Origin of the sequence: Streptomyces hesseae (genome assembly GCF_031845785.1) — a bacterium.
GTDB classification, from domain to species: Bacteria; Actinomycetota; Actinomycetes; order Streptomycetales; family Streptomycetaceae; genus Streptomyces; species Streptomyces hesseae.
The window spans coordinates 1-24,206 of record NZ_JAVRFI010000035.1; the positions used below are offsets into that span (position 1 = coordinate 1).

General features: G+C 73.7%; 19 protein-coding genes and 1 other RNA gene. 3 read left to right on the plus strand and 17 right to left on the minus strand.

Features of this window, described 5'->3' with window-relative positions:
• Window positions 1–630: 630 nt before the first annotated feature.
• The 8 genes from RM609_RS32050 to RM609_RS32085 form a co-directional block, all read right to left on the minus strand.
• Window positions 631–2,937: a HelD family protein gene (locus tag RM609_RS32050; RefSeq protein ID WP_311615861.1), complete on the minus strand. Its 2,307-nt coding sequence runs from the start codon at window positions 2,935–2,937 to the stop codon at window positions 631–633.
• A 186-nt stretch (window positions 2,938–3,123) separates the two neighbouring features.
• The gene (locus RM609_RS32055; RefSeq protein ID WP_311615776.1) at window positions 3,124–3,915 is read right to left on the minus strand and encodes an anti-sigma factor family protein; all 792 of its coding nucleotides are present in this window, start codon (window positions 3,913–3,915) and stop codon (window positions 3,124–3,126) included.
• On the minus strand, window positions 3,912–4,451 hold the full coding sequence (locus tag RM609_RS32060; RefSeq protein ID WP_438828589.1) for a sigma-70 family RNA polymerase sigma factor: 540 nt from the start codon (window positions 4,449–4,451) through the stop codon (window positions 3,912–3,914). The genes RM609_RS32055 and RM609_RS32060 overlap by 4 nt, the downstream gene beginning before the upstream one ends.
• A 110-nt stretch (window positions 4,452–4,561) precedes the next feature.
• On the minus strand, window positions 4,562–5,167 hold the full coding sequence (locus RM609_RS32065) for a CGNR zinc finger domain-containing protein (protein WP_311615781.1): 606 nt from the start codon (window positions 5,165–5,167) through the stop codon (window positions 4,562–4,564).
• Between the two features lie 112 nt (window positions 5,168–5,279).
• Complete coding sequence (locus RM609_RS32070) at window positions 5,280–5,549, minus strand: hypothetical protein (RefSeq protein ID WP_311615783.1); 270 nt, start codon at window positions 5,547–5,549, stop codon at window positions 5,280–5,282.
• 38 nt (window positions 5,550–5,587) lie between these two features.
• The gene (locus RM609_RS32075) at window positions 5,588–6,169 is read right to left on the minus strand and encodes a flavodoxin family protein (protein ID WP_311615785.1); all 582 of its coding nucleotides are present in this window, start codon (window positions 6,167–6,169) and stop codon (window positions 5,588–5,590) included.
• Between the two features lie 52 nt (window positions 6,170–6,221).
• Window positions 6,222–7,199, minus strand: coding sequence for a LysR family transcriptional regulator (locus RM609_RS32080; protein WP_311615787.1), 978 nt, complete (start codon window positions 7,197–7,199; stop codon window positions 6,222–6,224).
• A gap of 209 nt (window positions 7,200–7,408) precedes the next feature.
• On the minus strand, window positions 7,409–8,635 hold the full coding sequence (locus tag RM609_RS32085) for a COG1470 family protein (RefSeq protein WP_311615789.1): 1,227 nt from the start codon (window positions 8,633–8,635) through the stop codon (window positions 7,409–7,411).
• A gap of 73 nt (window positions 8,636–8,708) precedes the next feature.
• Here RM609_RS32085 and RM609_RS32090 point away from each other — a divergent pair, with 73 nt between their 5' ends.
• A complete protein-coding gene (locus RM609_RS32090; protein WP_311615790.1) occupies window positions 8,709–9,170 on the plus strand; it encodes a GNAT family N-acetyltransferase in 462 nt (153 codons plus the stop codon).
• Window positions 9,171–9,259: 89 nt separating this feature from the next.
• Here RM609_RS32090 and ssrA read toward each other — a convergent pair.
• The 5 genes from ssrA to ftsE form a co-directional block, all read right to left on the minus strand.
• Window positions 9,260–9,629: a transfer-messenger RNA gene (gene ssrA / locus RM609_RS32095) on the minus strand.
• A 98-nt stretch (window positions 9,630–9,727) separates the two neighbouring features.
• Window positions 9,728–10,240 carry an SsrA-binding protein SmpB gene (smpB, locus tag RM609_RS32100; protein WP_311615792.1) on the minus strand — a complete coding sequence of 171 codons (513 nt, stop codon included), beginning with the start codon at window positions 10,238–10,240 and terminating at the stop codon, window positions 9,728–9,730.
• Between the two features lie 18 nt (window positions 10,241–10,258).
• Window positions 10,259–11,551, minus strand: coding sequence for a S41 family peptidase (locus tag RM609_RS32105; RefSeq protein WP_311615794.1), 1,293 nt, complete (start codon window positions 11,549–11,551; stop codon window positions 10,259–10,261).
• Between the two features lie 124 nt (window positions 11,552–11,675).
• Window positions 11,676–12,590 carry a permease-like cell division protein FtsX gene (gene ftsX / locus RM609_RS32110; protein WP_311615796.1) on the minus strand — a complete coding sequence of 305 codons (915 nt, stop codon included), beginning with the start codon at window positions 12,588–12,590 and terminating at the stop codon, window positions 11,676–11,678.
• A 28-nt stretch (window positions 12,591–12,618) separates the two neighbouring features.
• Window positions 12,619–13,308, minus strand: a complete 690-nt coding sequence (ftsE, locus tag RM609_RS32115; RefSeq protein WP_311615798.1) for a cell division ATP-binding protein FtsE — start codon at window positions 13,306–13,308, stop codon at window positions 12,619–12,621.
• 242 nt (window positions 13,309–13,550) lie between these two features.
• On the opposite strand from ftsE, the gene RM609_RS32120 reads away from it, so the two are divergent.
• Window positions 13,551–13,745 (plus strand): hypothetical protein, encoded by a 195-nt coding sequence (locus tag RM609_RS32120; protein WP_311615800.1) that lies wholly within the window; start codon window positions 13,551–13,553, stop codon window positions 13,743–13,745.
• Window positions 13,746–13,867: 122 nt separating this feature from the next.
• On the opposite strand, the gene RM609_RS32125 is transcribed toward RM609_RS32120, so the two are convergent.
• From RM609_RS32125 to RM609_RS32140, 4 genes are all read right to left on the minus strand, one after another.
• Entirely contained in the window at window positions 13,868–14,944 is a 1,077-nt protein-coding gene (locus RM609_RS32125) for a hypothetical protein (RefSeq protein WP_311615802.1), read from the minus strand.
• A gap of 256 nt (window positions 14,945–15,200) precedes the next feature.
• Window positions 15,201–16,307, minus strand: a complete 1,107-nt coding sequence (prfB, locus tag RM609_RS32130; protein WP_311615804.1) for a peptide chain release factor 2 — start codon at window positions 16,305–16,307, stop codon at window positions 15,201–15,203.
• 139 nt (window positions 16,308–16,446) lie between these two features.
• The gene (locus RM609_RS32135; RefSeq protein ID WP_311615806.1) at window positions 16,447–17,790 is read right to left on the minus strand and encodes a serine/threonine-protein kinase; all 1,344 of its coding nucleotides are present in this window, start codon (window positions 17,788–17,790) and stop codon (window positions 16,447–16,449) included.
• A gap of 212 nt (window positions 17,791–18,002) precedes the next feature.
• Complete coding sequence (locus RM609_RS32140; RefSeq protein WP_311615808.1) at window positions 18,003–19,793, minus strand: serine/threonine-protein kinase; 1,791 nt, start codon at window positions 19,791–19,793, stop codon at window positions 18,003–18,005.
• Window positions 19,794–20,305: 512 nt separating this feature from the next.
• Here RM609_RS32140 and RM609_RS32145 point away from each other — a divergent pair.
• Complete coding sequence (locus RM609_RS32145) at window positions 20,306–24,085, plus strand: FtsK/SpoIIIE domain-containing protein (RefSeq protein WP_311615863.1); 3,780 nt, start codon at window positions 20,306–20,308, stop codon at window positions 24,083–24,085.
• Window positions 24,086–24,206: the final 121 nt, after the last annotated feature.

Below are 24,206 nucleotides of genomic sequence, written 5' to 3' on the forward strand. Positions count from 1 at the left end.
TCCAGGCCGGTCACGGACCCACCGGAGGACTCCACGGCCGTGGTCAGCTCACTGACCGCGGTCCCCGACACGGGAACCTCCAACCGGACCGTCATCGAATACGAGACGCTAGGCGCCGTTGCCATGGCCGCTTTCCCCTGCTTTCGCTGTTCTGCGCTTGTTTCGATCGCTTCGCCGTGGTTCGCGTCACGAAGACGCGACATGTCCCGTCGAGGACGCGACGTTCGATCGTCCCACCTACCGGCGAGTAGGGGGTAACCCGGCCCTCATTCCGGAAGAAAGCTTCCGGAATCTTGCGGAATCTTGGGAAGACAAAAACCGACGGGCGCCCTTCCGCATAAGGAAGGGCGCCCGTCGGTTCACGAAGAGCGACACCGACCCGCCATGCTCGCCTCGCGGCAAGTGGTCGCTCGTAGCGACGAAGGTTGGGCCCGGGGGCTTGGATCGAGCCGGTGTCGTAACCAGGCTAACAAACAGTCCACGGAACTGATTCCGCGCGGAGCGTCCCACCGGGAGAACGGGCCGTACGGGCGGCCGGAACAGGCCGTTCGGCCGCACCGGTCCGGCCATCCGGCCCACAGCGAAAGCCCTGCACCGGCCCCCCGCCGACCCGTTCCGCCCGGCGCCCGATCAGTCGCGCAGCAGGTCGGGCACCCCGTGCTCGTCCGGGTCGTCCCGCTCGCCCGAGACCACCGTCAGCCGCTGCGTGGCCCGGGTGAGCGCCACGTAGAGCACCCGCAGACCGGCCGGTGACTCGTCGGCGATCCCGGCCGGGGTGACCACGATCGTCGCGTCGTACTCCAGGCCCTTGGCCTCCAGGCTGCCCAGCACCACCACACGGTCGCTCAGCCCGGCCAGCCACTCCCGGGCCTCTGCCCGGCGGCCCATGGGAACGACCACGCCGACCGTGCCGTCCACGTCCGCCAGCAGGTGCTCGGCCTCCGCGCGCACGGTCGCGGCGAGGCCGTCGCCGGCGACCACGAAGCGGGGCTCGATGCCGGTGGAGCGCACGGCCGAGGGGGACTCCATCCCCGGCATGGCCAGCGCCAGCACCTTCGACGCCAGCTCGGCGATCTCCGCGGGGTTGCGGTAGTTGACCGTGAGCCGGAAGCGACGGCGGGGACGGGTGCCCAGCGCCTCGTCCCGGGCGGCGCCGGCCTCGTCGGGGTCGGACCAGGAGGACTGCGCCGCGTCCCCGACGATCGTCCAGGTGGCGTGACGGCCGCGGCGGCCCACCATCCGCCACTGCATGGGCGTCAGGTCCTGGGCCTCGTCGACGATGACGTGCGCGTAGTCGCGGCGCTCCTCCGCCAGCCGCTCGGCGCGCTCGCGACGCGACTCGAAGCGCTGCGGCATCAGTTCCTCGAGGCCGGTGAGCGCGTCGAGCGGGTCGGCCTCGCGGGGCTGCTTGGGGCGGACCGGGGCGCCGAGCAGCGTCTCCAGCTCGTCCAGCAGCGCCACGTCGTGCACCGACAGCGGGCCCTTGCCGGCCGGGTCCAGCCGGCGCAGCGAGCGGGCCAGCCGGCGGGTCTCGCGGGGGTTGAGGTCCCGGCGGGACCAGCGGCCCAGCCGCTTCTCGTCAGCGAGGCAGGCCAGCACCCGGCGGGGGGTGAGCTCCGGCCACCAGGCGTCGAGGAAGTCGATGAAGGAGTCCTCGGTGGTGATGTCCTCGTCGAAGGCCGAGCGGGCCTCGGCGGCGAGCTCGGGATCGGTGTAGCGGCGGGGGCCGCCGGACCTGGACCACAGGGCGTCGAGGATCAGCCGGCGGGCGCGGGGGCGCAGCAGGTTGATGGGGGCGGTGCCGCCGAGGGCCGCGTTCCGGATGCGCCGCAGGTCGTCGGCCTCCAGCTCGATCCGGGCGCCGAAGGCGACGACGCGCAGCCGCTCGGGCACGGGCACGCCGGAGCGCGGGACGTCCAGGGCGCCCCGGACCGCCTTGCGCAGCACCTTGACCATGCGGGAGGAGCCCTTGATCCGGGCGACGTCCGGCTCGTCGTAGACCTCGGCCTCGGCGCCGTCGACGAGGTTGCCGACGGCGCGGATGGCGACCTGGCCCTCCTCGCCGAGCGAGGGCAGCACGCCCTCGGTGTAGGCGACGAGCAGCGGGGTCGGCGAGACGACGAGGATGCCGCCCGCGTAGCGCCGGCGGTCCTGGTAGAGGAGGTAGGCGGCGCGGTGGAGGGCGACGGCGGTCTTGCCGGTGCCGGGGCCGCCCTCGACCTCGGTGACCGAGGCGGCGGGGGCGCGGATGACCAGGTCCTGTTCGGCCTGGATGGAGGAGACGATGTCGCGCATCGTGTGGCTGCGGGCCTGGCCGAGCGCGGCCATCAGGGCGCCGTCGCCCACCACCGGCAGGGCGTCCCCGTCGAGGGTGGCGCGCAGCTCCGGGCGGAGCAGGTCGTCCTCGACGCCGAGGACCCGGCGGCCCTTGGAGCGGATGACCCGGCGGCGTACGACCCGGCCGGGGGCGACCGGGGTGGACCGGTAGAACGGCGCCGCGGCGGGGGCCCGCCAGTCGATGACGAGCGGGGAGTAGTCCGCGTCGAGCACGCCGATGCGGCCGATGTGGAGGGTCTCGGCGATCTCGGCGGTGTCGTCCCGTACGGCGTCGTCGGCGGGGTCGACGGAGGTGTAGGCGCCGTCGGGGCCCTTCTTGCCGTCCTTGCCGAGGAGGAGGTCGATCCGGCCGAAGAGGAAGTCCTCGAACTCGTTGTTCAGCCGGTTGAGATGCACGCCGGCGCGGAACACCTGGGCGTCGCGCTCGGCGAGCGCTCCGGGGGTGCCGACCTGGCCTCGTTTGGCCGCGTCGTCCATGAGGAACTCCGCCTCGTGGATCTTCTCCTCGAGGCGTCGGTACACCCGGTCGAGATGGTGCTGTTCGGCGCCGATCTCACGGTCCCGGATCCCTTCGGACTCCGTCGCCGTCTCTGTCGCCACATGGTCGTGTGTGGCGTTCTGCGCGGCCACCCAGGCCCCCTTCTGCTGTGCTTAGGGCAGCCGTCAACCGTACGCGAACAGGGGTACTGAGCGCACCTGTCAGGACATGAGGGGTTTGCCACGAGTGTCGGGTGTTGACGGATCGCCCATCTGTCGATCACAGCGGGGCATCACAGCGTCACCGCGTCACAGTGTCACGGTGGCGAGGTGTTTGCCGTCGAGGGTGCGGATCTCGAAGCGGGCGATGTCCTCCTCGTTGAACGCGACACCGCCGTGGGTGTAGAGGGGCTCCTTCCCCGCCGTGTAGCCGGGGGAGCCGACGGGGACCCCGCTCTTGTCGCCCTTGTCGATGCCGTAGCCGGCCTCCGGGACCGCCCAGGTGGTGGCGACCTGCTCCTGGCCGTTCTTGCCGACGGCGACGAGATCGCAGGTCAGCGGGCCTTTGACATTGCCGAGCTTGAGCGCCACATGGGTGCCCCAGGCCTTGTCCTGGAGGGACACGGTGGCGTTCACGTGGGTGACCGGGTCGGTGCCGCCGTCGTACTTCTCGCCCTCGTCGTACATCTGCTTGGCGGCGCTTACACCGGTGTGGCCCTGCCCGGTGTCCTGCGCGGTGAGGGCGGCGCCGGCCAGCGGTCCGGCGACGATCAGGGCGACGGCGGCGGCGACCAGCCACAGCCGGCGGGTCCGCTGTGTCCTACGGGTCACGGTGACGTCGTCGAGCAGCCGGTCCAGCACTTCGGGGCGGGGCTCGGGGGCGAGGGCCGCCGGGCCGGGGGTCGCCTCCTTGAGTTCGCCGAGGAGCGGAGCGAGGCCCATGAGCGTCTCCAGTTCGGCGGCGCACCGGGGGCAGTCGGCGAGGTGCTCCTCGAAACGGGCGGTGTCCGCCTCGTCCAGCACGCCGAGCGCGTAGGCGCCGACGGCGGTGTGCTCGTCGTCCCGCCGTGGGTGCTCATGGTGCGGTGCCGGCCGGTTCATGCCGTCACTCCTCGTTCCTCGAGCGAGAGCCTCATGGAGCGCAGCGCGTAGAACACCCGGGACCGTACGGTCCCGGCCGGTACTCCCAGCACTTCCGCCGCCTCGCTCACGGTACGTCCTTTGAAGTAGGTCTCGATCAAGGCCTCTCTGTGGGCTTCGGAAAGGTCGCCCAGCGCGTCGGAGATCGTCATCAGGCGCAGCGCCCGGTCGATCTCGTCGGCGGCCGGCAGCAGTTCCAGCGGCCCCGGGTCGACCTCGGGGGGCCGGGCCCGGCGGCTGCGGTGGTTGTCGATGACGATGCGCCGGGCGACGGTGATCAGCCAGGGCCGTACGGAGCCGGTGGCGCCGCGCAGCCGGTCGGCGTTGCGCCAGGCGCGCAGCAGTGTCTCCTGGACGACGTCCTCCGCCCGCTGGCGGTCGCCCGCCACGAGCCGGAGGACGAAGGCCAGCAGGGGGCCCGCGTGCTCCTTGTAGAGCGACCGCATCAGGTCCTCGTCGGGACTGGTCCTGTCAGCCACGACGGCATCCTTGCGCAAGCCTTCCCCCTTGGTCGAGAGCGCGGGGCCGGGGTGTCGCCGCCGGGTCACGGCCGTGCCGTGGCCCTTCGACCAGGAGTACGGGCGGCGGCCGGATCCCGTTCAGCGCCTCAGGCCTTGTCTCCCGCCGTCATGGGCTCGCTGGTGCGGCGGCGGTGGCGGGCCACGCGCTCGCGGTTGCCGCAGACCTCGCTGGAGCACCAGCGCCGACGGCGGCCGCGGGAGGTGTCGAGATAGATCAGGGGGCAGTTCTCGCCCTCGCAGCGGCGCAGCTGGCCGCGGGCGACGGGGTCGGTGAGGAGGTCGACGGCGTCGCGGGCGACCTGTCCGAGGAGGGCGCCACAGTCCGGGGCGCCGGCGAGGCGGCGGACGAGCCGCCCGTCGGCGCCCCGGGCGGCCGCGGGCGCGGGCGGCGCGGTGGCGGCGAGGGCGTTCATCCGCTCCAGGTCGGGCCCGGCGGCCCGGCCGTCCCCGTCGAGCTCGGCGTGCACGACGCGCGCGAGCAGCTCACGGGCGGCCTGGAAGCGCGCGAGCCACGTGCCGTCCACGGCGTGGAGCGGCGTGCCCGGCGGGACGACGCCGGTGCCGAGCAGCCACGCCTGTAAGCGCCGGGAGCCGTCGAGCCGGTCCGGTGGTTCGGCGGTGGCCAGCAGGTCCAGGCAGAGCCGCCCGCAGTCGAACCTCAGACCATTCGTGGCCGCCGCGGCCGGTGCCATGCGTCGTCACCTTTCCGTATGGGTGTTCCCCGGTTCCCCGCCGTTACAGGGTGCCCGGTGGGGCGGGCGGCGGGAAGGGGCGGATCACGGGTTTCCGCCAAGTGCCCGCGGCTCAGCGCCGGGAGCCGGCCCGTGGAGGGCGGGGCATCGGAGGCCGCCGGAACCGCCGGCGGCGCACCGAAGCGAGAACGGTCGGGGCGATCCACCCCGCCGCCAGCACCACGGCTCCGGCCACCAGGATCTGCACCAGGACCGACCCGTCGGCGGCCGAAGCCGCCAGCATCGCCGCTCCGTTGGCGGTCACACCGGCGGCGAGCCCGTACACCGCCCATACGAGCCACCTCACGCCTCGCCTCGGGGCGGCGGGGTCCGTGTTCACCATGACGTCTCCTCTGGCGGAGGGCGCGGTAGGCCCCCAGGCTAGGGGATCGGCGGCTGGAAGAGCCCCTTCGCCGCCGCCACGGCCCCCGCGTCCTCCAGCACCGCTCCCGGTTCGGTCCCCGAACCCAGCAGTTCCCCGCCCCACCGCATGCCCATGTACGCGGCGGACGCGCGCAGCGAGCCGAGGAGCGGTTCGGCGACCGTGCGGCCGTCGCTGCTCGACGCGGCGACGGCCCAGAGCGTCGAGCCCCGCATCCGGTCGCGGAAGCGCAGTTCGGGGATGCTCAGCCAGTTGACCCAGTGGTCCAGGTAGAGCTTGGTGCTGGCGGAGACGGAGTACCAGTACACCGGTGAGGCGATCACCAGGTCGGTCGCGTCGAGGGTGGCGTCGAGCAGGAGCTTCTCGTTGCCGGTGGGAGGGGCGAGGGTTCGGTCGGCGCTGTGCCGGAGGTCCTCGAACGCGGGCAGCGGATGGTCGCTGAGCCGCAGCCACGTCTGCCGTACGCCGGAGGGCAGTTGGGCCGCCGCCCGCCGTGCCAGCGTCTCCGTGTTGCCGCCCTCACGGCCGCTGCCCAGCAGGAAGAGAAAGGAGCGCTTAACATTCTGATCAGCATCCGTCATGAATGACCACAACAGCGACCAACTCATCGTCATTCCATGTCGTATGACGATGTCACGATGCGTTCATCAAGGCCGCGTCGGCTTCCGGGAGCCATGCGTCCACGGGCCGTTCCAGCCATCCACGCGCCCCCGCGAGCTCCCGTGCCGCGTGGCGCAGCGCGTCCAGTCCGGGATGGCGGAGGCCCCGCCGCCACACCATCGCCACGGGCGACAGCGGTACCGGGTCGACCAGGGGCCTCAGCGCCATCCCCGGCACCTCGATGAACTCCTCGCTCGCCAGCACCGCCCAGCCCCGTTTCCGTATGACGCGGACGAACTCCTCCTCGCCCTCGATCCCGGGGAACGGCTCCGCGACGGCGATGCCCCGGCCCGCGAAGAGCCGCTCCGCGAGGCCGGTCCACTCCGCCGTGTCGGGGTTGCCCGCGCCCGCGTAGAGCGTCTCGCCCCGCAGCGCGTCCAGCGGTATCCGGTCCCGGTCGGCCAGGGGGTGGTCGTCGGGCAGCAGCACGGTCATCCGCTCCAGCCGTACGGGCAGGTGCTCCAGCCCGGCCCGGACGTCCGCGGGGAGGCCGGCGATCCGGCCGAAGGAGACGTCGAGCCGGCCGGCGAGGATCCGTTCGGCCGCTCCGGCGAGGCCAGAACGGTAGCGGGCCACCAGTTCCAGCCGGGGTGCCGCCCGCCGGGCCTCCGTGAGCACCCGCCCGCCGGTGCTCACCGGGCCGCCGACGTCCACGAGCAGGGGGCGGCTCTCTCCCGCGCACGCCGCCGCGAACTCCTCGTACGCGGCGAGGACCCGGCGCGCGTACGGCAACAGCCGCTCCCCCTCGGCGGTGAGCGCGACCGCGCGTGTGGTCCGGGAGAACAACTCCGCGCCCACCTCGCGCTCCAGCCGCCGGATGTCACGGCTGAGCGCCTGCTGGGCGAGGTACAACCGTGCGGCGGCGCGCGTGAAATGGAGCTCCTCGGCCACGGTCACGAAGGCGCGGAGCAGCCGGGGTTCGGCATCGAAGGCGGTGTACGGCTCGGGCACGCACGGCAGTTAACAACACACGCGCGTGAATGGCCACCGATCAGGTGTTGGACCCCGGCCCCCACCTGCGGCGACTGTGGAGACATGATCCGCTTCCTCGCCGTTCCCCCGACCTGGACCGAGCCGGCCTGGACCGAGCCGGCCGGCCCCGTACACCCCGCCCTCCGCACCCGGCTCCGCCGTGCCCTGGGCCGTGCGCGCCGGGGCGCTCAGTGAGCCGTCGCCCGCCCCCGTCGGCGTACCAGCAGCACCACGGCCCCCGTCCCGGCGGCCAGCACCGCGAGCCCCGCGCCCGTCCCCGCGACGATCAGCGCGGGGTCGGGGCCGTCGTCGCCGACCGCCTTCGCCGCGAGGGCCCCGACCGCCCTGCCGGTGATCTGGAGGATTCCGGTCCGCTTCACCCGGCCGTGGTGGCTGATCACGGTCACGGGGTAGCGGCCCGGCTCCAGCCCCACCCGGACCCGGGCGGGGCCGTAGTAGCGGGGGTCGTCGCCGTCGCTCGCCTTGCTGTCGTCGCGCCGCAGCGGAACCGGGCGTTCGAAGGCGGGCGAGGTCGCCGTGAGCCGGTCGTCCTCGCCGGGGTCGGGGGCGGCGTCGCGCCACAGGACGTTCACCGTGCCGCCCGCCGGGACCCGGTGGCCGTACGCGCGGGCGGTCTCCGGGCGGCCCTCGAAGGAGAAGAAGGCGGGGCCGCGCGCCCTGCCCACATAGTCGCCGTCGCCGGGGCGGGCGGCCCGGACGACGAGCGGCTTCTCGCCGACGCGCCGGCCGCCGCCCGCCGTCAGCGTCACCTTGTACGTGCCGTCCTTGGCGTCCGGCGGCACGGAGACGAGGGCGGTGAACATCCGGGGGTTGTTCCAGTGGATGCCGCGCGGGTCGTGGACCAGCGGGATCGCGGCAGGGAGCAGCGGTGAGGCGATGGCGAAGGAGTCGCCCGTCTCCCCCGGGTAGAGATCGTCGTACGAGACGCCCAGCTGCTCCCCGGGCCGCAGTACGTCGTCCTTGGCGCCCACCCGGAACTCCGGCCGTCGCGCGGCCCTGATCTCCACCTGTTCCTCGGCCACGACCCGCCCGCCGGCGTGCACGCGCAGCGGATACGTCCCGGGCCTGGCCCGCGTCGAGACGGCGGGCCGCGCGTGCAGTCCCGGGCCGCCGCCCCGGCCCGCGGCGCCGGGGTCCTCGTAGGGGTCGAGCCGCACCCGGCGGTCGAAGACGGGCGAGGTGACGGTGGCACCGGAGGCGGCCCGCAGGCCCCGGACGTCGATGTCGATCAGTTCCCCGGGCCGGTTGTCGAAGGCCCCGTTGAGCAGCACCTGCACCCCGCCCGGGTCCCCCCGGGTCCCCCGGTGCCCGTCCTGCGCGACGGCCACGGCGGACCCGCCCAGCCACAGCGTGCCCGTGCCCACCACGGCGACAGCAGTTCGTGTCCAGTTCACCGGCCACCCCCTATGTCACCCAGGAAGAGGGCCCGTCCGGCCCCCCGGTTGCACGACGGCTACCCTTCCGCGCGTGAGCGACGAAGCAAACAAAGCAAACGAAGCGAGCGACACCCCTACAAACCGTAGCTATGAACTCGGCCCGGGTGTACCGGCTACGGAGACCTACCGCGCCCTGCGCGCCGCGACGGGCCTCGGCGCGAAATCGGTCGAGGGATCGGCCGTCGGGCTCCCGAACACCTGGTACGGGGTGCTGGTCCGGGAGGAAGGAAACCCCGAGCCGGTGGGCATGGGCCGGATCGTCGGGGACGGCGGCTGCCACCTTCAGATAGTCGACATCTGCGTACTGCCTGAGCACCAGGGCCAGGGCCTGGGCAAGCGGATCATGGAGGCCCTGACGACCGAGCTGGAGCGCCGGGCGCCGGAGGGCGCCTATGTCTCCCTGATCGCGGACGGGGACGCCCGCCACCTCTACGCGAAGTTCGGCTGGACCGAGGTGGCCCCGGTGTCGGTGGGCATGGCGCGGCTGTTCTAGCGGCAGTTCCAGCGCGTCTTCCGGCGCGCGGCAGCAGAAAAGCGTACGGCCCGCGAGTCAGACTCGCGGGCCGTACGCCTACATGGGATGAGTGGAGATGGCGGGAATCGAACCCGCGTCCAACGGTGCGGAATCAGGGCTTCTCCGTGTGCAGTTCGCTGCGATTTTCTCGGCCCCGGAGATCACGCGAACAAGTCTCCGACGGGCTCAGCCACTGTTTGATTTCCCACCAGGTCCCGTGGCCGGGCCTAGTGGTTTAGTCCCCTAGCTGATGCCAGGATCCGGGTCGGGAACAGCCCCGGGCTGACACTTCGCAAGTCGCTACTTAGGCAGCGAGGGCGAAGGAATCGCGCTTGGTGTTGGCGATTATTGGTTGCGACATATGGTTTACGAGATCATTGCCGCTTCCTCGACACGCTTCCCCTGCTTCGACATCCGCTGTCGAAACCGATCATCCCCATGTTGTTTTTTCAAGGTGCGCACCCGGTACCACCCGGTGTGCCGCGTTGCCCATCGTACTGGAACGACGCCGGGCGGGGCCAGCGTATTCCCGCAGGCTAGCCCCGGGCCGCCGCCGACGCCCGCTGCCGGCGCCGCGCCGCCGCGATCGCGCGGTTCGACTCGCGAGTGTCCTGCTTCTCGCGGAGCGTCTGCCGCTTGTCGTACTCCTTCTTGCCCTTCGCCAGGGCGATCTCGACCTTGGCCCGGCCGTCCTTGAAGTACAGGACCAGCGGGATGATCGTGTGGCCCGTCTCGTCCGCCTTGGAGGCCAGCTTGTCGATCTCCGCGCGGTGCATCAGCAGCTTCCGCTTGCGCCGCGCGCTGTGGTTGGTCCACGTCCCCTGGGCGTACTCGGGGATGTGGGCGTTGTGCAGCCACGCCTCGCCGCCGTCGATCTGGACGAAGCCGTCGACCAGCGAGGAGCGACCCTGGCGCAGCGACTTGACCTCGGTGCCGGTGAGCACCAGGCCGCACTCGTAGGTGGTCAGGAGGTGGTAGTCGTGGCGCGCCTTCTTGTTCTGCGCGACGATCTTCCGGCCCGACTCTTTCTTGTCCTTGTCTTTAGCCATAGCACCGTCATTCTCGCACTACGCCCCGCCCCCGAGGCCACTCAATACTCTCCGGCCCCGCGCCTCGGCGTCCCCCTCCCCGCCGTCCCCGGCCGGTCCCTGGACGGCCAGGTCGGGGGTGATCCCGGTGCCGTCGACCGCCCGGCCCGCCGGGGTGCGGTAGTGGCCGACGGTGAGCTCGGCGACGGAGCCGTCCGCGAGCCGGCTGGGCATCTGGACCGAACCCTTGCCGAAGGTCCGGGAGCCGACGACGACCGTGCGCCCCCGGTCCTGGAGCGCCCCGGTCAGCAGCTCGGCGGCGCTCATGGTGCCGCCGTCGACGAGGACGACGAGGGGGCGACGGGTGTCCCCGCCCGGCTCGGCCCACAGGACGTGCCGGCTGCCGCGCACGTCGTACGTGGCGACGAGCCCGCCGTCGAGGAACGCGGAGGCGGCCGTGACGGCCTCGGTGACCAGCCCGCCGGAGTTCCCGCGCAGGTCCAGCAGGATCCCCTCGCCGGGCGCGGCCTCCCGGACCGCCTCCCGGACCCGCTCTCCGGTGCCCCGGGTGAAGGAGCTGACCTTGATCAGCGTGGCCGGGAGGGCGCCCGCCGGCCCTCCGTCGCGCCGCTCGACCTCGACACTCTCGGTGAGCAGCCGCTCGCGGCGCAGCGTCCGCTCCCAGCGCTCCGCGCCGCGCTGGATGCCCAGGCGCACGGTCGTACCGGGCGCGGAGACGGGCCACGAGCCGAGGGAGTGGCCGTCGCCGCGCAGCAGGGAGACGACCTCCGTCACGGGGCGGCCTGTGACGTCCGCGCCGTCGACGGTCAGGAGCCGGTCGCCGGGGGCGATGCCGGCCCGCTCGGCGGGACCGTCGGGGCGGACCCCGTCGACCTCCATCCGGCCGCCCTCCACCCGCCGGGTGGTGAGGCCCACGCCGACGTACGCGCCGTCGAGGGCGAGCGCGAAGCCTTCGTACTCCCGGGGGGTGTAGACGGCGCTCCAGGCGTCGCCGCTGCGGCTCAGCAGCTCGGCCGCGGCCTGCGAGCCGGACTTGCCGTCCTCCACGGCCCGCTCGGCGGCGGCCTCCACGGCGCGGCGGTCGACGGCGTGCCGGTCGGCGGCGCGGGGGCCTGTGGCGGTCCGGCCGACGGCTCCGTGGAGCACCTGCCGTTCGCCGTGCTCCCCCGCCGGGGGCCGGGCCTGCCGCCCGTCGGCGACCCCCCACGCGGCGGTCGCGGCGCCCGCCGCCAGCGCCCCCATGAAGACCAACGTCAGCGCGGCCCCGCGCCTGGCGCGGCGCGGCGGTACGAACAACGTCGGGCCGGGCATGCGCGTGAGTCTAGGACACCGAAGGGCGCCGTACGGGGAGTTGACCGTACGACGCCCTTGACTGTTCCACGCCTCTCTACAGCTTCTGCACCGCCCGGCCCCTTCGGGCCGCCCTTCGGGAGCCCTACACCTTCAGGTACTTCCGCAGGGCGACGAACGCCGCCAGCGCGGGCATCAGCAGCCCGATGGCGATCACCAGGGGCATCTTGGCGAAGACGGCGTCCCAGCCGATGAACTGGATCACGTCGATCTGGTGCGCCAGCCAGTTGTTGACCAGGAAGTACTGGACGCAGACAAGCAGGACACAGGCCAGTCCGGCGCCGAGCAGCCCGGCGAAGGCGGCCTCCATGATGAAGGGCGTCTGGATGTAGAAGCTGGACGCGCCGACCAGCCGCATGATCCCGGTCTCCCGGCGCCGGCTGAAGGCCGAGACCCGGACCGTATTGATGATCAGCATCAGGGCGACCACCAGCATCAGCGCCATCACGCCCAGGGCCGCGAGGTTCATGCCGTTGAGGAGGTTGAGGAGGGGCTCCAGGGTCTTGCGCTGGTCCTCCACCTCCTGGACGCCGGGCCGCTGGGAGAAGGCGCTGGAGACCACCCGGTACTTGGCGGGGTCCTTCAGCTTGACGCGGAAGGCCTCCTGCATCTGGTCGGGGGTGAGGAAGGGCACGATCGGGGAATTGCCGAACTGCTCCTTGTAGTGCTTGAACGCCTCGTCGGCCGTCTCGAACTGGACCGACTGGACGACCGGCATCTTCTGCAGGTCGGCCTTGATCTCCTTCTTCTGGTCCTCGGTGACCGCCCCCTTGGCACAGGCGCCGCCCTGGCTCTGGGCGTCGTTCTTGTTGCAGAGGTAGATCGAGACGTTGACCTTGTCGTACCAGTAACCCTTCATCGTGCCGACCTGCTCGCGCATGAGCAGGGAACCGCCGAACAGGGCGAGCGACAGCGCGACGGAGACGATCACCGCGAAGGTCATCGTGAGATTGCGGCGGAGACCGACGCCGATCTCCGACATGACGAACTGGGCGCGCATGGCGTCCTTTCAGTGCCCTCGGGCGGTTTCAGTGCTGGTAGCCGTAGACGCCGCGCGACTGGTCGCGCACGAGACGGCCCTGTTCGAGTTCGATGACGCGCTTGCGCATCTGGTCCACGATCTGCTGGTCGTGGGTGGCCATGATGACCGTGGTGCCGGTCCGGTTGATCCGGTCCAGCAGCTTCATGATGCCGACGGAGGTCTGCGGGTCCAGGTTTCCGGTGGGCTCGTCGGCGATCAGCAGCCGCGGCCGGTTGACGAACGCGCGAGCGATCGCGACACGCTGCTGCTCACCGCCGGAGAGCTCGCCGGGCATCCGCTGCTCCTTGCCGCCGAGACCCACCAGCTCCAGGACCTGGGGCACGGCCTTGCGGATCTCGCCCCGGGGCTTCCCGATGACCTCCAGGGCGAAGGCGACGTTCTCCGCGACGGTCTTGTTGGGCAGCAGCCGGAAGTCCTGGAACACCGTGCCCAACTGGCGGCGCATGTGAGGCACTTTCCAGTTCGAGAGCCGGGCGAGGTCCTTGCCCAGGACATGGACCTGACCGTGGGTGGTCCGCTCCTCGCGCAGCAGCAGCCGAAGGAAGGTCGACTTCCCGGAGCCGGAGGAACCGACCAGGAAGACGAACTCGCCCTTTTCGATCTCGAGCGAGACGTCCCGGAGCGCCGGACGGTTCTGCTTGGGGTAGGACTTGGAGACGTTGTCGAATCGGATCACGAGTGCACCACGTGTCGGCCTGGGGGGCGGCACGGAACGCCGCGTTCGCGGCTCCCGTCGGTGTGCGTGACCATACCGAACCGCCCGTGCACGCGCAGTCGGCCTCGGGAGTCAACGGGACAATTGGGTTCCATTTCGCGCTTCACCGGGCCGGCCGCGCCGGACGGCGGTAAAGCTGGCACAGTGGTAAGGGGAACCGCACGACGTTCCCGCGCGTTGGACGTACCGGAGGAGGACTTCGCATGACATGCGACCGACTGGTGTGCGCCAACTGCGCGGCCCCTGTCAATGAGGGCAGGTGCCCGGTCTGCCGGGCGAGCCGCGAGCGGTTGCAGCACCAGGAAGGCATCTTCGGCGGCCTCACACCGGCCGCGCTGATCGCGCTACTGGTGGTGCTCGTCGCTCTTGCTGTGCTCGCCCGCGGATTCACAGGGTAGCGACTCGATCGCTCTCCGATATCGATGCCGATGCTTGGATATTGATACTTATAGGCCGAGGCCCGGGACGCTTTCCGCGTCCCGGGCCTCGGTCGTCGTGCGCGCGCTTACGGCCGGGGCCGTCAGGCGGCGGCCGCGCCGCCGCGCTCGATCAGGCGCGGCAGCATCCGGAAGCCGATGCCACCGGCGATCATCGTGGCGGCGCCGACCACGAGGAAGGTGGTCTGACCGGCACCGGTCTCGGCCAGCTGACCGGCCTGCGCGGGCTGGCCGGACTGGCCGCCCTGACCGGACTGACCGGTCTGGGCCAGCTCCTCCTTGGGCTTGCCCTGCTGGACGGGCTGGACACCGGCGTTGTCGGGGCTGGTGTTGCAGTTGCCGTCGGTGTCCACCGGGCAGGTACGGGCGTCGTCGCCGCCGGTGGAGCCGGAGCCGCCGGTGGCGGAGCCGCCCGTGGAGCCCGAGCCACCCGTGGTGGAGCCGCCCGTCGTGCCACCGCCGGTGGTGGAGCCGTGGTCGCCGCCGGTGGTGCCGCCGCCGGTCGTGGAACCGCCGGTCGTACCGCCGCCGGTGGTGGAGCCGCCCGAGGTGGAACCGCCGGTGGTGGATCCACCGGTCGTGGAACCGCCCGTGGTGGAGCCACCGGTCGTCGAACCGCCGGTCGTGGAGCCACCCGTGGTGGAACCGCCGGTGGTCGAGCCACCGGTCGTGGAACCGCCACCCGTGGTCTCACCGCCGGTGGTGGAGCCGCCGGTCGTGGAACCACCTGTCGTGGTCTCACCGCCGGTGGTCGAGCCACCGGTCGTGGAACCACCCGTCGTGGAACCGCCACCCGTGGTCTCGCCACCGGTCGTGGAACCGCCGGTGGTCTCACCGCCGGTCGTCGAACCACCCGTGGTGGAACCACCGGTCGTGGAACCGCCGGTCGTGGAACCACCAGTCGTGGAACCACCAGTCGTGGAACCGCCGGTCGTGGAACCGCCCGTGCCGGACGTGGGCTGCGGGATCTCGGTCGGGGCGGTGGTGGGGTCGTCGGCGGCCGCGGTGTGCACGCCGACGCCGCCCTTCACGCCGAAACCGCCGACCTCGACGTCGACACCGGCGGCCGAGGCCGCACCCGCCGCCGTCAGGGAAGCGCCGGCGGCGATCATCGCGCCGGCGGCTATGCGCGCAACGCGCAGTCGCGTCTTACTCGTCATCTGCCTGCTACCCCCAGTAGCTGAACTCGTCGATGGAGCAGCTGTGCACGGGGCCGCGGCGCTCCGGGGGACGGCGTGACCGATCCGGCCCCGTACGCATGTCGTACGGGCCGGGCCGCTCGCCCCCCGCCACACGCGCCCCAGTGATTCGCATGCCGCGCGCCAGCCTTCCCAGTTTTCTGGGCAGCGTCAAGGAACTTAAGGGCGCGATGTCCGGCTATGCGGGGGTTACGGCAGACAAGCGGAGGGAGTTGTTCTACTTCTCCTGCTGCTTGCGCCAGCGGATGCCGGCCTCGAGGAACCCGTCGATGTCACCGTCGAGGACGGAGGTGGGGTTGCCGACCTCGAACTCCGTACGGAGGTCCTTGACCATCTGGTACGGGTGCAGGACGTACGAACGCATCTGGTTGCCCCAGGAGCTGCCGCCGTCGCCCTTGAGCGCGTCCATCTTGGCGCGCTCCTCCTGGCGCTGGCGCTCGAGGAGCTTGGCCTGGAGGACGTTCATGGCGGTCGCCTTGTTCTGGATCTGCGAGCGCTCGTTCTGGCAGGAGACGACGATGCCGGTGGGGAGGTGCGTCAGGCGGACCGCGGAGTCCGTGGTGTTGACGCCCTGGCCGCCGGGGCCGGAGGAGCGGTAGACGTCGACGCGCAGGTCGGACTCGTCGATCTCGACGTGGTCGGTCTGCTCGACGACCGGCAGTACCTCGACGCCGGCGAAGGAGGTCTGGCGGCGGCCCTGGTTGTCGAAGGGCGAGATGCGGACCAGGCGGTGGGTGCCCTGCTCGACGGAGAGGGTGCCGTAGGCGTACGGCACCTGGACGGCGAAGGTGGTCGACTTGATGCCGGCCTCTTCGGCGTACGACGTCTCGTAGATCTCGGTCTTGTAGCCGTGGCGCTCGGCCCAGCGGAGGTACATGCGCTGGAGGCGCTCGGCGAAGTCGGAGGCGTCGACGCCGCCGGCCTCGGCGCGGATGTTGACGAGGGCCTCGCGGGAGTCGTACTCGCCGGAGAGGAGGGTGCGGACCTCCATCTCGTCGAGCGCCTTGCGGACGGAGACGAGCTCCGTCTCGGCCTCGGCGAGGGCGTCGGCGTCGCCCTCGTCCTCGGCGAGCTCGAAGAGCACCCCGAGGTCGTCGATGCGGCCGCGGAGCGTCTCCGCCTTGCGCAGCTCCGCCTGGAGGTGCGACAGCTTGCTCGTGATCTTCTGCGCCGCCTCCGGGTCGTCCCAGAGTGACGGGGCGGCCGCCTGCTCCTCGAGCACGGCGACGTCGGCCCTCATCTTGTCGAGGTCCAGAACGGCCTCGATCGACCCCATGGTCGAGGAGAGGGACTTCAGCTCTTCGGATACATCAACGACTGCCACGCACCCAGCCTAACGGCTGCGCCGGGCTTCCCGGTCCGAAGGAGCACCCGGAACGCACGGAGGCGGCCCTTCCGGGCGGGGCGGGGGCCGCGGGAAACGGTGAAAGGGCGGGGCCGGGCCCCCTGACCCTCGCCGCTCCCTACCGCGTGCCCGCCGCCGGCGGCGCCGTGTGGTGGATGCCCGGGGGCTGGGAGCCGCCCGGCTTCGCGTCGCCCGTGTCCGAGCCGCCGCCCGTGGCGAACCAGCCGCCGACGCCCGCCGCCGCGGCCAGCGCGACGGCCGCCGCGCCGAGGCGGATGCGGCGGCGCCGTACCTGCTCCGCCGGGGAGCGGTGGCGCGCGGAGCCCGCCCGCGGCTGCCCCGGCGAGCGCGGAGCGCGAGCCGTGCCGTGGGGGCCGCCCGCGAGCTCCTCGGGTCCGGGCACCCGCATGCTGGTGTGGGTGTCCCGGCTGGAGTCCGAGACGCCCGCCCCCGGCACGAGCGGCACCACGCCCCGCCGCCGCGGCTCGGGCACGGCCGCCGCGGAAGCGGCGGTGGCGGGAGCGGGGGCGGAGCCCCCCTCCGCGCCGGCGGCGGCCTCCTCCTCCGGCTCGTCGATGTCGAGCGGCGGAATCCCGGCCAGATGCGGCAGCAGCTCCCGCAGCCGGGCCGCCAGCTCCGAGGCGCGCAGCCGGGACGCCGGGGCCTTGGCGAGGCACTGCACGACGAGCTGCCACAGCTCGTCGGGGATGCCGGGCAGCGGCGCCACCGTCTCCGTCACATGGCGCCGCAGCACCGCCCCGGGGTGGCCGCCGCCGAAGGGCGTGAAGCCGGCCAGGAGCTCGTAGAGGACGGTGGCCAGGGCGTAGACGTCGACGGACGCGCGCGGCGGCAGGCCCTCGATGATCTCGGGGGCGAGGTAGTCGGGCGTGCCGATGACGCTGCGGGCGCCCGGCGAGCGGTCCCGGTCCCGGTCGCGGTCACGGTCGCGGGCGGGTGCCGGGCGGGGCACGTCCACGAGCCGGGCGATGCCGAAGTCCGTGAGCAGCGCGGGGTGCGCGCCGGCGGGCCCGAGGGGGCCCTGCATGTCGAGGAGGACGTTCTCGGGCTTGACGTCGCGGTGCACCACCCCGGCGGCGTGCGCGGCGGCGAGGCCGTCGGCGACGTCGGCCACGATGGCGACGGCCGCCTCGGGCGCGAGGCGCCGCTCGCGGTCGAGCCGGGTGCGCAGGTCGGTGCCGCGGATGAGGTCCATGACCAGGGCGAGGTCGTTGCCGTCGACGACGAGGTCGCGGACGCCGACCACATGGGGGTGGTCGAGACCGAGGAGGGCCGCGCGCTCCTGCACGAAGCGGCCGACGAGCTCCTGGTCGGAGGCGAGATCCTCCCGCAGGAGCTTGATGGCGACCGGCCCCTCGGGGCCTTCGCCGAGCCACACCGTCCCGACACTGCCCCGTCCCAGGACCTGGTGGGCGGTGTACCGGCTGCCGATCTTCCGTGCCAAGACTGTTCCCCGACTCCTCCGCCATCAGGCGACATCATCCGACGGGCGCGGCCAGGCGGCCGTCACCCGCGCTGGCGACCAAGCTACGCGGCCGGAGGGGCGTTGGGGACACCGATTCAGTGCCAACCGTTACTTCTGAGGCAGAAAACACCCTTCGGGTGTCGACATATCGACTGCCTTATCGGTTCTCCAACACCCCGCCGCCGTCCCGGTCACTGGCCGGAACCCGACCCCGCTCCGGAGTCGGAGCCCAGGCTCGAGAGCCAGTCCTTGACGCTGGTGATCCAGTCCCGGGCGGCGGCCCAGAAGCTCTTGCCGTCGGCGACCCAGTCCTTGAGCGGCGTGAACTCCCACACCAGCCAGGAGCCGACGATCAACACGACGATCATGAACAGACAGCCCTTGAGGCAGCCCAGTCCCGGGATCCGCATGGGGTTCGCGCTGCGCCGGCGCGGCGGGCGCGGCTCCCGGCGCGGCGCGGGCGTCGGCTCGGGCGCGTACCGCTGCGGCTGGGGTTGAGGCTGGGGCGGCTGCGGGGGCTGCTGGTAGCGCGGTGCCCGCTGGGGCTGCGGCTGGGGCTGCGGCTGCCGCCGGGGCGGCCGCTGCGCCGGGTACTGCTGCTGCGGCGGCTGCGGGGCGTACTGCTGCTGGGGCGGCTGCTGGTAGCCCTGCGGCGGCTGGGCCGGGCGGCGCTGAGGCCTGCGGCGCAGCGGGTCCTCGCCCGGGTCGAGGTACTGGGTCTGCTCGTTGCGGTCGCGGGCGGCGCGCAGCTGGTTCTGCCACGGGTGCGGGCTGTCGCCCTGGCCCGGCTGGGCGGACGGCGGCCCCGGCGGTACGGGCGGCATGACGCGCGTGGGGTCGCCACCCTGCGGACCGGAGCCCGCGGAGAGCACCTGGGTGGGGTCGGCGTCGCCGGTCCGCCCGGGGCCCGACAGGCCGGTGCTGGGCAGGACGCTGGTCGCGGCGTTCGGGTCGTACCCGGCCGGGGCGGTCCCGGCGGAGGACGGGAGCACCTGGGTGGGGTCGGCGTCGCCGGTGGCGGGACCCGTGCCGGGGAGGGTGTGGAGGCCCGTACCGGGCACCCGGGTGGGCTCGGGGTCGGGCGTGAGCAGCGCGCCGACGCCCAGCGCCGCCTCGGCCTGGTCCGGGGAGGCGTGCACGCCGACGCCGGAGGCGACGACGCGCAGGCCGCGGGCGAGGTTCTCGGCGCTGGGCCGCTCCTCGGGGCGCTTGCGCAGACAGCGCTCTATGACCGTCCACAGCGGCTCGGGCACGGTCGTGGGGCGGCGCGGCTCGGCGCTGAGGTGCTGGTGGAGGACCTCGAGGGCGGTGGCGCCCGCGAACGGCGGACGGCCGGTGACCAGCTCGTACAGCAGGATGCCCGCGCCGTAGACGTCCACGGCGGAGGTCTGCGGGCGGCCCTCGGCGGACTCGGGCGCGACATAGGCCGGGGTGCCGACGAACTCGTGGGTGCGGGTCAGGCCGGGCGAGTCCGCGAGGCGCGCGATGCCGAAGTCGGTGAGCATCGGGTGCATCTGCCCGGCTTCGCTCTTCAGCAGCACGTTGGCGGGCTTGAGGTCGCGGTGGACGATGCCGTCGGCGTGGCTGGCGGCGAGGGCGTCGGCGATCTGCGCGGTGAGCAGCGCTGCCGCGACGGGCGTGAAGGGGCCGTTCTCGCGGAGGTAGCGGTGGAGGTCCGGGCCGTCGACCAGGTCCATGACGAGCGCGAGGAGATCGCCCTCGACGACGAGGTCGCGGGTGCGGACGATATTGGGGTGGGTCAGCCGCAGGAGCACGGAGCGCTCGCGCAGGAAGCGCATCACGACGTCCGCGTCGTGGGCCAGCTCCTCCTTGAGGACCTTGATCGCGACGGTCTCGCCGGGCTGCCCCGCCACCGCCGCCTCGGCGCCGGCCGCCTGACGCTGGCGGGCACGCCAGACGGTGCCCGTGGCGCCGCGTCCGAGCGGCTCCTCGAGCAGGTACTTGCTGCCTACCGGCCGCACGTCATGCGCTCCCTGGTCGTGATCCGGATGCCGAAACCTTCGATACCGTCGCCTTCCACCGGCACCTCCGCCCCACTGTAGTGCCGCCGTCCGGACCGCCGGCCCGGCGAATCCGGTGGGCTTATGGGTGGGGCTCATGGGAAAGACGCGGGCCGGGTGCGGATGGTTGCCGCAAGCGGTGGCGCTCCCCTCAATATCGGCAATAAAGGGGTCGAGAGCAGGCAATTCCCAGAAGAAATCAGCCATCGCCCCACCGCGACCAGCGCGTTTCGCATACTCGGACCGTCGTTCAAGATCACGAATCGAGTCTCGCCGGGCGAATCGTCCCCGGTGGATGCGAGGATGCTCGCGGCGGGAGGATGCTGCTCGCCAGCACGGATGCGGCGGGGAGGGAGCGGGAAGACCCCGCGCGACGTGGTGACCTGTACGTGCCGACACGCCCGTGCGAGGTGGGGGAAGGCCTGGCGCCGCCCCTGCCGCGTACTCCGGGCAGGAAGGGACCGTTGACGGCGATGCAGATCCGGCTGACCGTCCTCGGGCCGCTCAGCGGCCACACCACGTGCGCCTGCGATGTGCTCGTGACCGCCCCCGCGGGGACCGCCCTGGCCGCCGTGACCAGCGGCCTCGCCACGGCCGTCGCGGCGGCGGGATCCGACCTCGGCAGCGGTGCCGTCGTCGTCCACTCCGGCGACGAGCGGCTCGACCCGCAGCGCTGTGTGCTGGGCGAGCCGCCGCTGATCGACGGCGCGGTGCTCTCCCTGGGCGCCCCCGCCGACCCCGAACGCCACGTTCCCCTTACCGGCCCCCTCCCGGCCGCCGCGCGCCTCCACGTGGTGTCCGGCCCCGACGCGGGCGGCGTCCACCTGCTGCACGGCGGCGAGATCCGCGTCGGCCGCTCCAGCTCGGCGGACATCCCCCTGGACGACCCCGACGTCTCCCGCCTCCACTGCGCGGTGACGCTTTCCGACGACGGTGTCGTCACCCTCCACGACCTGGGCTCGACGAACGGCACCACCCTGGACGGCGCCCCGGTCGACGGCACCCCCGTCCCCCTGGCCCCGGGCGCGCTGCTGCGGGTCGGCGAGTCGACCCTGAGCCTTTACGGGGTGAGCGCGGGGGCGTCCGGGGCCTCGGACGCCCCCGACGCCCCGGACGCCCTCCCGGCGAGACCGGACGGCGAGGGGCGCCTCCGGGTGCCTGTGCGAGTGCGCGGGGGGTCCGGGGAGAGCGCGGTGGCGCTCCCGGGCGCGCAAAGCGGCGCGGGCGCCCCCGGGGACGCCGGGGCGCTGGGCGCCGGCCTTGCGGGCGCCGGGCCTGCGGGCTGGGGCGCGGGCGCGCGGACGGGGCACGCGGGTGCGGACGGCCCGGCTGGGCTGTCGCCCGCCGAGGACGCCGGCCCTGGGGGCCGGGGCGTGGGCGCCCGTACGGGCCGTACGAGTGGACACACGAGTCCGGACGGGCAGGCCGACGCGACGGCCTCGGCCGGCGGCGGCGAGCCGGGCTGGGGCGCGGGGGCGCGGGCCGGGTTCGCGGGTGGCGTGCCCGCGTCCGGGCGGGCTCCGGCCAGCTGGGGTTCGGACGCGCAGGCGGCCCGCGCGGGCGACCCCGGGCAGCAGCCCGCGTGGCGGAGCGGCGGCCCCCTCGACGCGTCCCCGGACCGGGACAAGGACCGGACGAACGGGCGGGGCGACGGCGGGACGAACCAGGCCGCCGGATTCGCGAACCTCACCGGACCCGACGCGGAGGCGCCCCCGGGCGCGTACCCGCCGTACCAGGCGGACGCCTTCGGCGACGGCCGCGACGGCGGCCACGCCACCCACACCGTGCGCGGCAACGCCGCGCTGACCCCCGGCACGGCCGCCGCGCCCGCGCAGCCGCCGCAGGCGGACGGCGGCGGCAAGCGCCGCGCCCGCGGCATAGGAGCGTGGGCCCGCCGCCTCACCGGCGGCGGGCGCGCCGCCGAGCAGCGCGAGGCGACGGTGGGCGAAAGCCCTCAGGAACAGGCCGCCACCGGCGCGCCCGAGCGCGCCCCCGACACCGCCGCCGCGCTGCGCGAGCGCTGGCCGGACCCCGCCGCCGTGCTGCTGACCGCGCTGGGGCCGGGCCCCCGGCTGTGGGAGCGCGGCCCGGGCCACCCGGACCTGCTCACCGTCCGGCTGGGCACAGCCGACCGCTACGCGCCCGACGGCGGCGGGCCGCTGCCGTCCGTGCCGGTGACGGTCGGGCTGCGCGAGGTCGGGGCGCTCGGCATGACCGGGCCCCGGGAGCGGCTGTCCGGGCTCGCCCGTTCCGTGCTGGCGCAGCTGGCCGCGTTCCACGCGCCCGGCACCCTGGAGTACGTACTGCTCAGCACCGACCGGTCGCGTCCGGCCGAGGAGCGGGCGGCGGAGTGGTCCTGGCTGGGCTGGCTGCCGCAGCTGCGGCCGGCGCACGGGCAGGACTGCCGGCTGCTCGTCGGCTACGACCGGGAGCAGGCCGAGGCCCGTACCGCCGAGCTGGTGCGGCGCCTGGACGACGGCCCGCTGGGCACGGGCTGGACGACGGCGCCGCCCGAGGCCGTGGCGGCGGCCGCCGCGCGGCACGAGGGCCCGTACACGGTTCTGATCGTCGACGGCGACCCCGGTTCGACCGCGCTGCGCGAGACGGTCGCGCGGCTGGCGACGGGCGGTCCGGCGGCGGGCATCCACGTCCTGTGCCTGGCGGAGGCCCCGGCCACCACACCCGCCTCCCCCGTCTCCGCGACGCTCGCGTCGGCAGAGGCGGTCTCCCCCGCCTTCGCGCACTGCGGCGCGGTCGCGCTGCTGAGCGGTGACGTGGCGACGGTGGTACAGGTCATCCACCGCGCGTCGGCGCCGTCCGCGCCCGTGGCGCACCCCGTGCGCCCGGGCCACACGATGATCGCCGCGCTCGACGCCGTGTCCGGCGCGTGGGCCGAGCGCTTCGCGCGGGCCCTGGCGCCCCTGCGCATGGCGGACAACACGGGCGACCCCGCGCACGCCTCGCGCATCGCGGCGGCGCTGCCCCGGTCGTCCCGGCTGCTGGACGAATTGGGGCTCGCCCGGGCCACGCCCGCCTCGCTGACCGCCCGCTGGGCGGCCGCCACCGACCGGGGCACCCGGCCCGGGGGCCGGGCCGTGGCCGTACTGGGGGCCGGGCCGCACGGTCCGCTGTCCGTGGATCTCGCGGCGGACGGGCCGCATCTGCTGGTGGAGGGCTCGCCGGGCAGCGGGAAGACCGAGCTGCTGCGGTCGCTCGCCGCGTCGCTCGCGGCGGCCGACCGGCCGGACCGGCTATCGCTCGTCCTGGTGGACGGGGCGGCCGCCGAGCGGGGCGAGGGGCTGCGGGTCTGCACGGACCTGCCGCATGTGTCGACGTACCTCGCCGCCGCCGACCCGGTGCGGATGCGGGAGTTCGCCCAGGCGCTCGCGTCGGAGCTCAAGCGCCGCGCCGAGCTGCTGGGCACGCTGGACTTCGTCGGCTGGCACGACCGGAACCCGGCCCCCGGCCCGAACGTGGTCGGCCCGCGCCGCCCCGCCGAGCCGATGGCGGCCCCGGCTCCGGTCGCCGCCGCTCCGGTCGCGGCGGCCGCCTCCGGGTCCGCCTCCGGTTCGGGTATCGGTTCGGGCATCGGCACCGGCGTCGGTTCCGGTGCCGTCTCCGGTTCCGGTGCCGCCGATCTCGAGTCCGCGCCGAGCGGGACGCTCAAGTTGCGTACCCAGAGCGGCGGTCGGACCCGTACGGCCGAGACGGCCCTGCCCCGGCTCGTCGTGCTCGTCGACGACTTCGACGCCCTCGTCGCCCCCGCGCTGGGCAGCACGGGCCGCCCGGCGGCCGGTTCGGTCGTACGGGCCCTGGAGGCCGTGGCGCGGGACGGCGAGCGGCTCGGGGTGCATCTGATCGCCGCGTCGGGCCGTCCGGACCGTACGGCCGACACGGCGGCGGTCGAGCGGGCCGGGCTGCGGGTGACGCTGGACATCGCCCCGCCGTCGGCGGACGCCGGCGGCGACGGGCCCGGCGCGGGCGAACCCGCCCCGGGGCGTGGCCGGTTGCGGCGTCCGGACGACGACGCGACCACCCCGTTCCAGGCGGGCCGGGTCACCGGCCGCATCCCCCGCACGGCGACGCTCCGGCCGACGGTCGTGACCCTCGACTGGCAGCGCCTGGGCGACCCGCCCACCCGCCGGCCGGTGCGCGAACTGGGCAACGGTCCCACCGACCTCGCCCTGCTGGCCAGCGCCCTCCAGCGCGCGGCGCAGTCCGCCGGGGCCCAGGCGGCACCCCCGTTGCTGTAGTGGCGGACCGTCCGTGCCGGAGCGTCACAGCCCTGTCACGATCGGCTGGTTGACGTCGGAGACGGTATTGCGGCGGTCCGTGCCGGGGCGTAGGACTGTCGCACGGGAGTGCGGCCGTATG

Excerpts from the sequence above, each read along its gene's own strand:
- RM609_RS32065 (WP_311615781.1), bottom strand. The coding sequence starts at position 5,167 with ATGGCACCGGCCGCGGCGGCCACGAATGGTCTGAGGTTCGACTGCGGG.
- RM609_RS32125 (WP_311615802.1), bottom strand. The coding sequence starts at position 14,944 with ATGACGAGTAAGACGCGACTGCGCGTTGCGCGCATAGCCGCCGGCGCG.
- RM609_RS32055 (WP_311615776.1), bottom strand. The coding sequence starts at position 3,915 with ATGAACCGGCCGGCACCGCACCATGAGCACCCACGGCGGGACGACGAG.
- RM609_RS32070 (WP_311615783.1), bottom strand. The coding sequence starts at position 5,549 with ATGGTGAACACGGACCCCGCCGCCCCGAGGCGAGGCGTGAGGTGGCTC.
- RM609_RS32075 (WP_311615785.1), bottom strand. The coding sequence starts at position 6,169 with ATGACGGATGCTGATCAGAATGTTAAGCGCTCCTTTCTCTTCCTGCTG.
- ftsX (WP_311615796.1), bottom strand. The coding sequence starts at position 12,590 with ATGCGCGCCCAGTTCGTCATGTCGGAGATCGGCGTCGGTCTCCGCCGC.
- smpB (WP_311615792.1), bottom strand. The coding sequence starts at position 10,240 with ATGGCTAAAGACAAGGACAAGAAAGAGTCGGGCCGGAAGATCGTCGCG.
- RM609_RS32145 (WP_311615863.1), top strand. The coding sequence starts at position 20,306 with ATGCAGATCCGGCTGACCGTCCTCGGGCCGCTCAGCGGCCACACCACG.
- RM609_RS32105 (WP_311615794.1), bottom strand. The coding sequence starts at position 11,551 with ATGCCCGGCCCGACGTTGTTCGTACCGCCGCGCCGCGCCAGGCGCGGG.
- RM609_RS32120 (WP_311615800.1), top strand. The coding sequence starts at position 13,551 with ATGACATGCGACCGACTGGTGTGCGCCAACTGCGCGGCCCCTGTCAAT.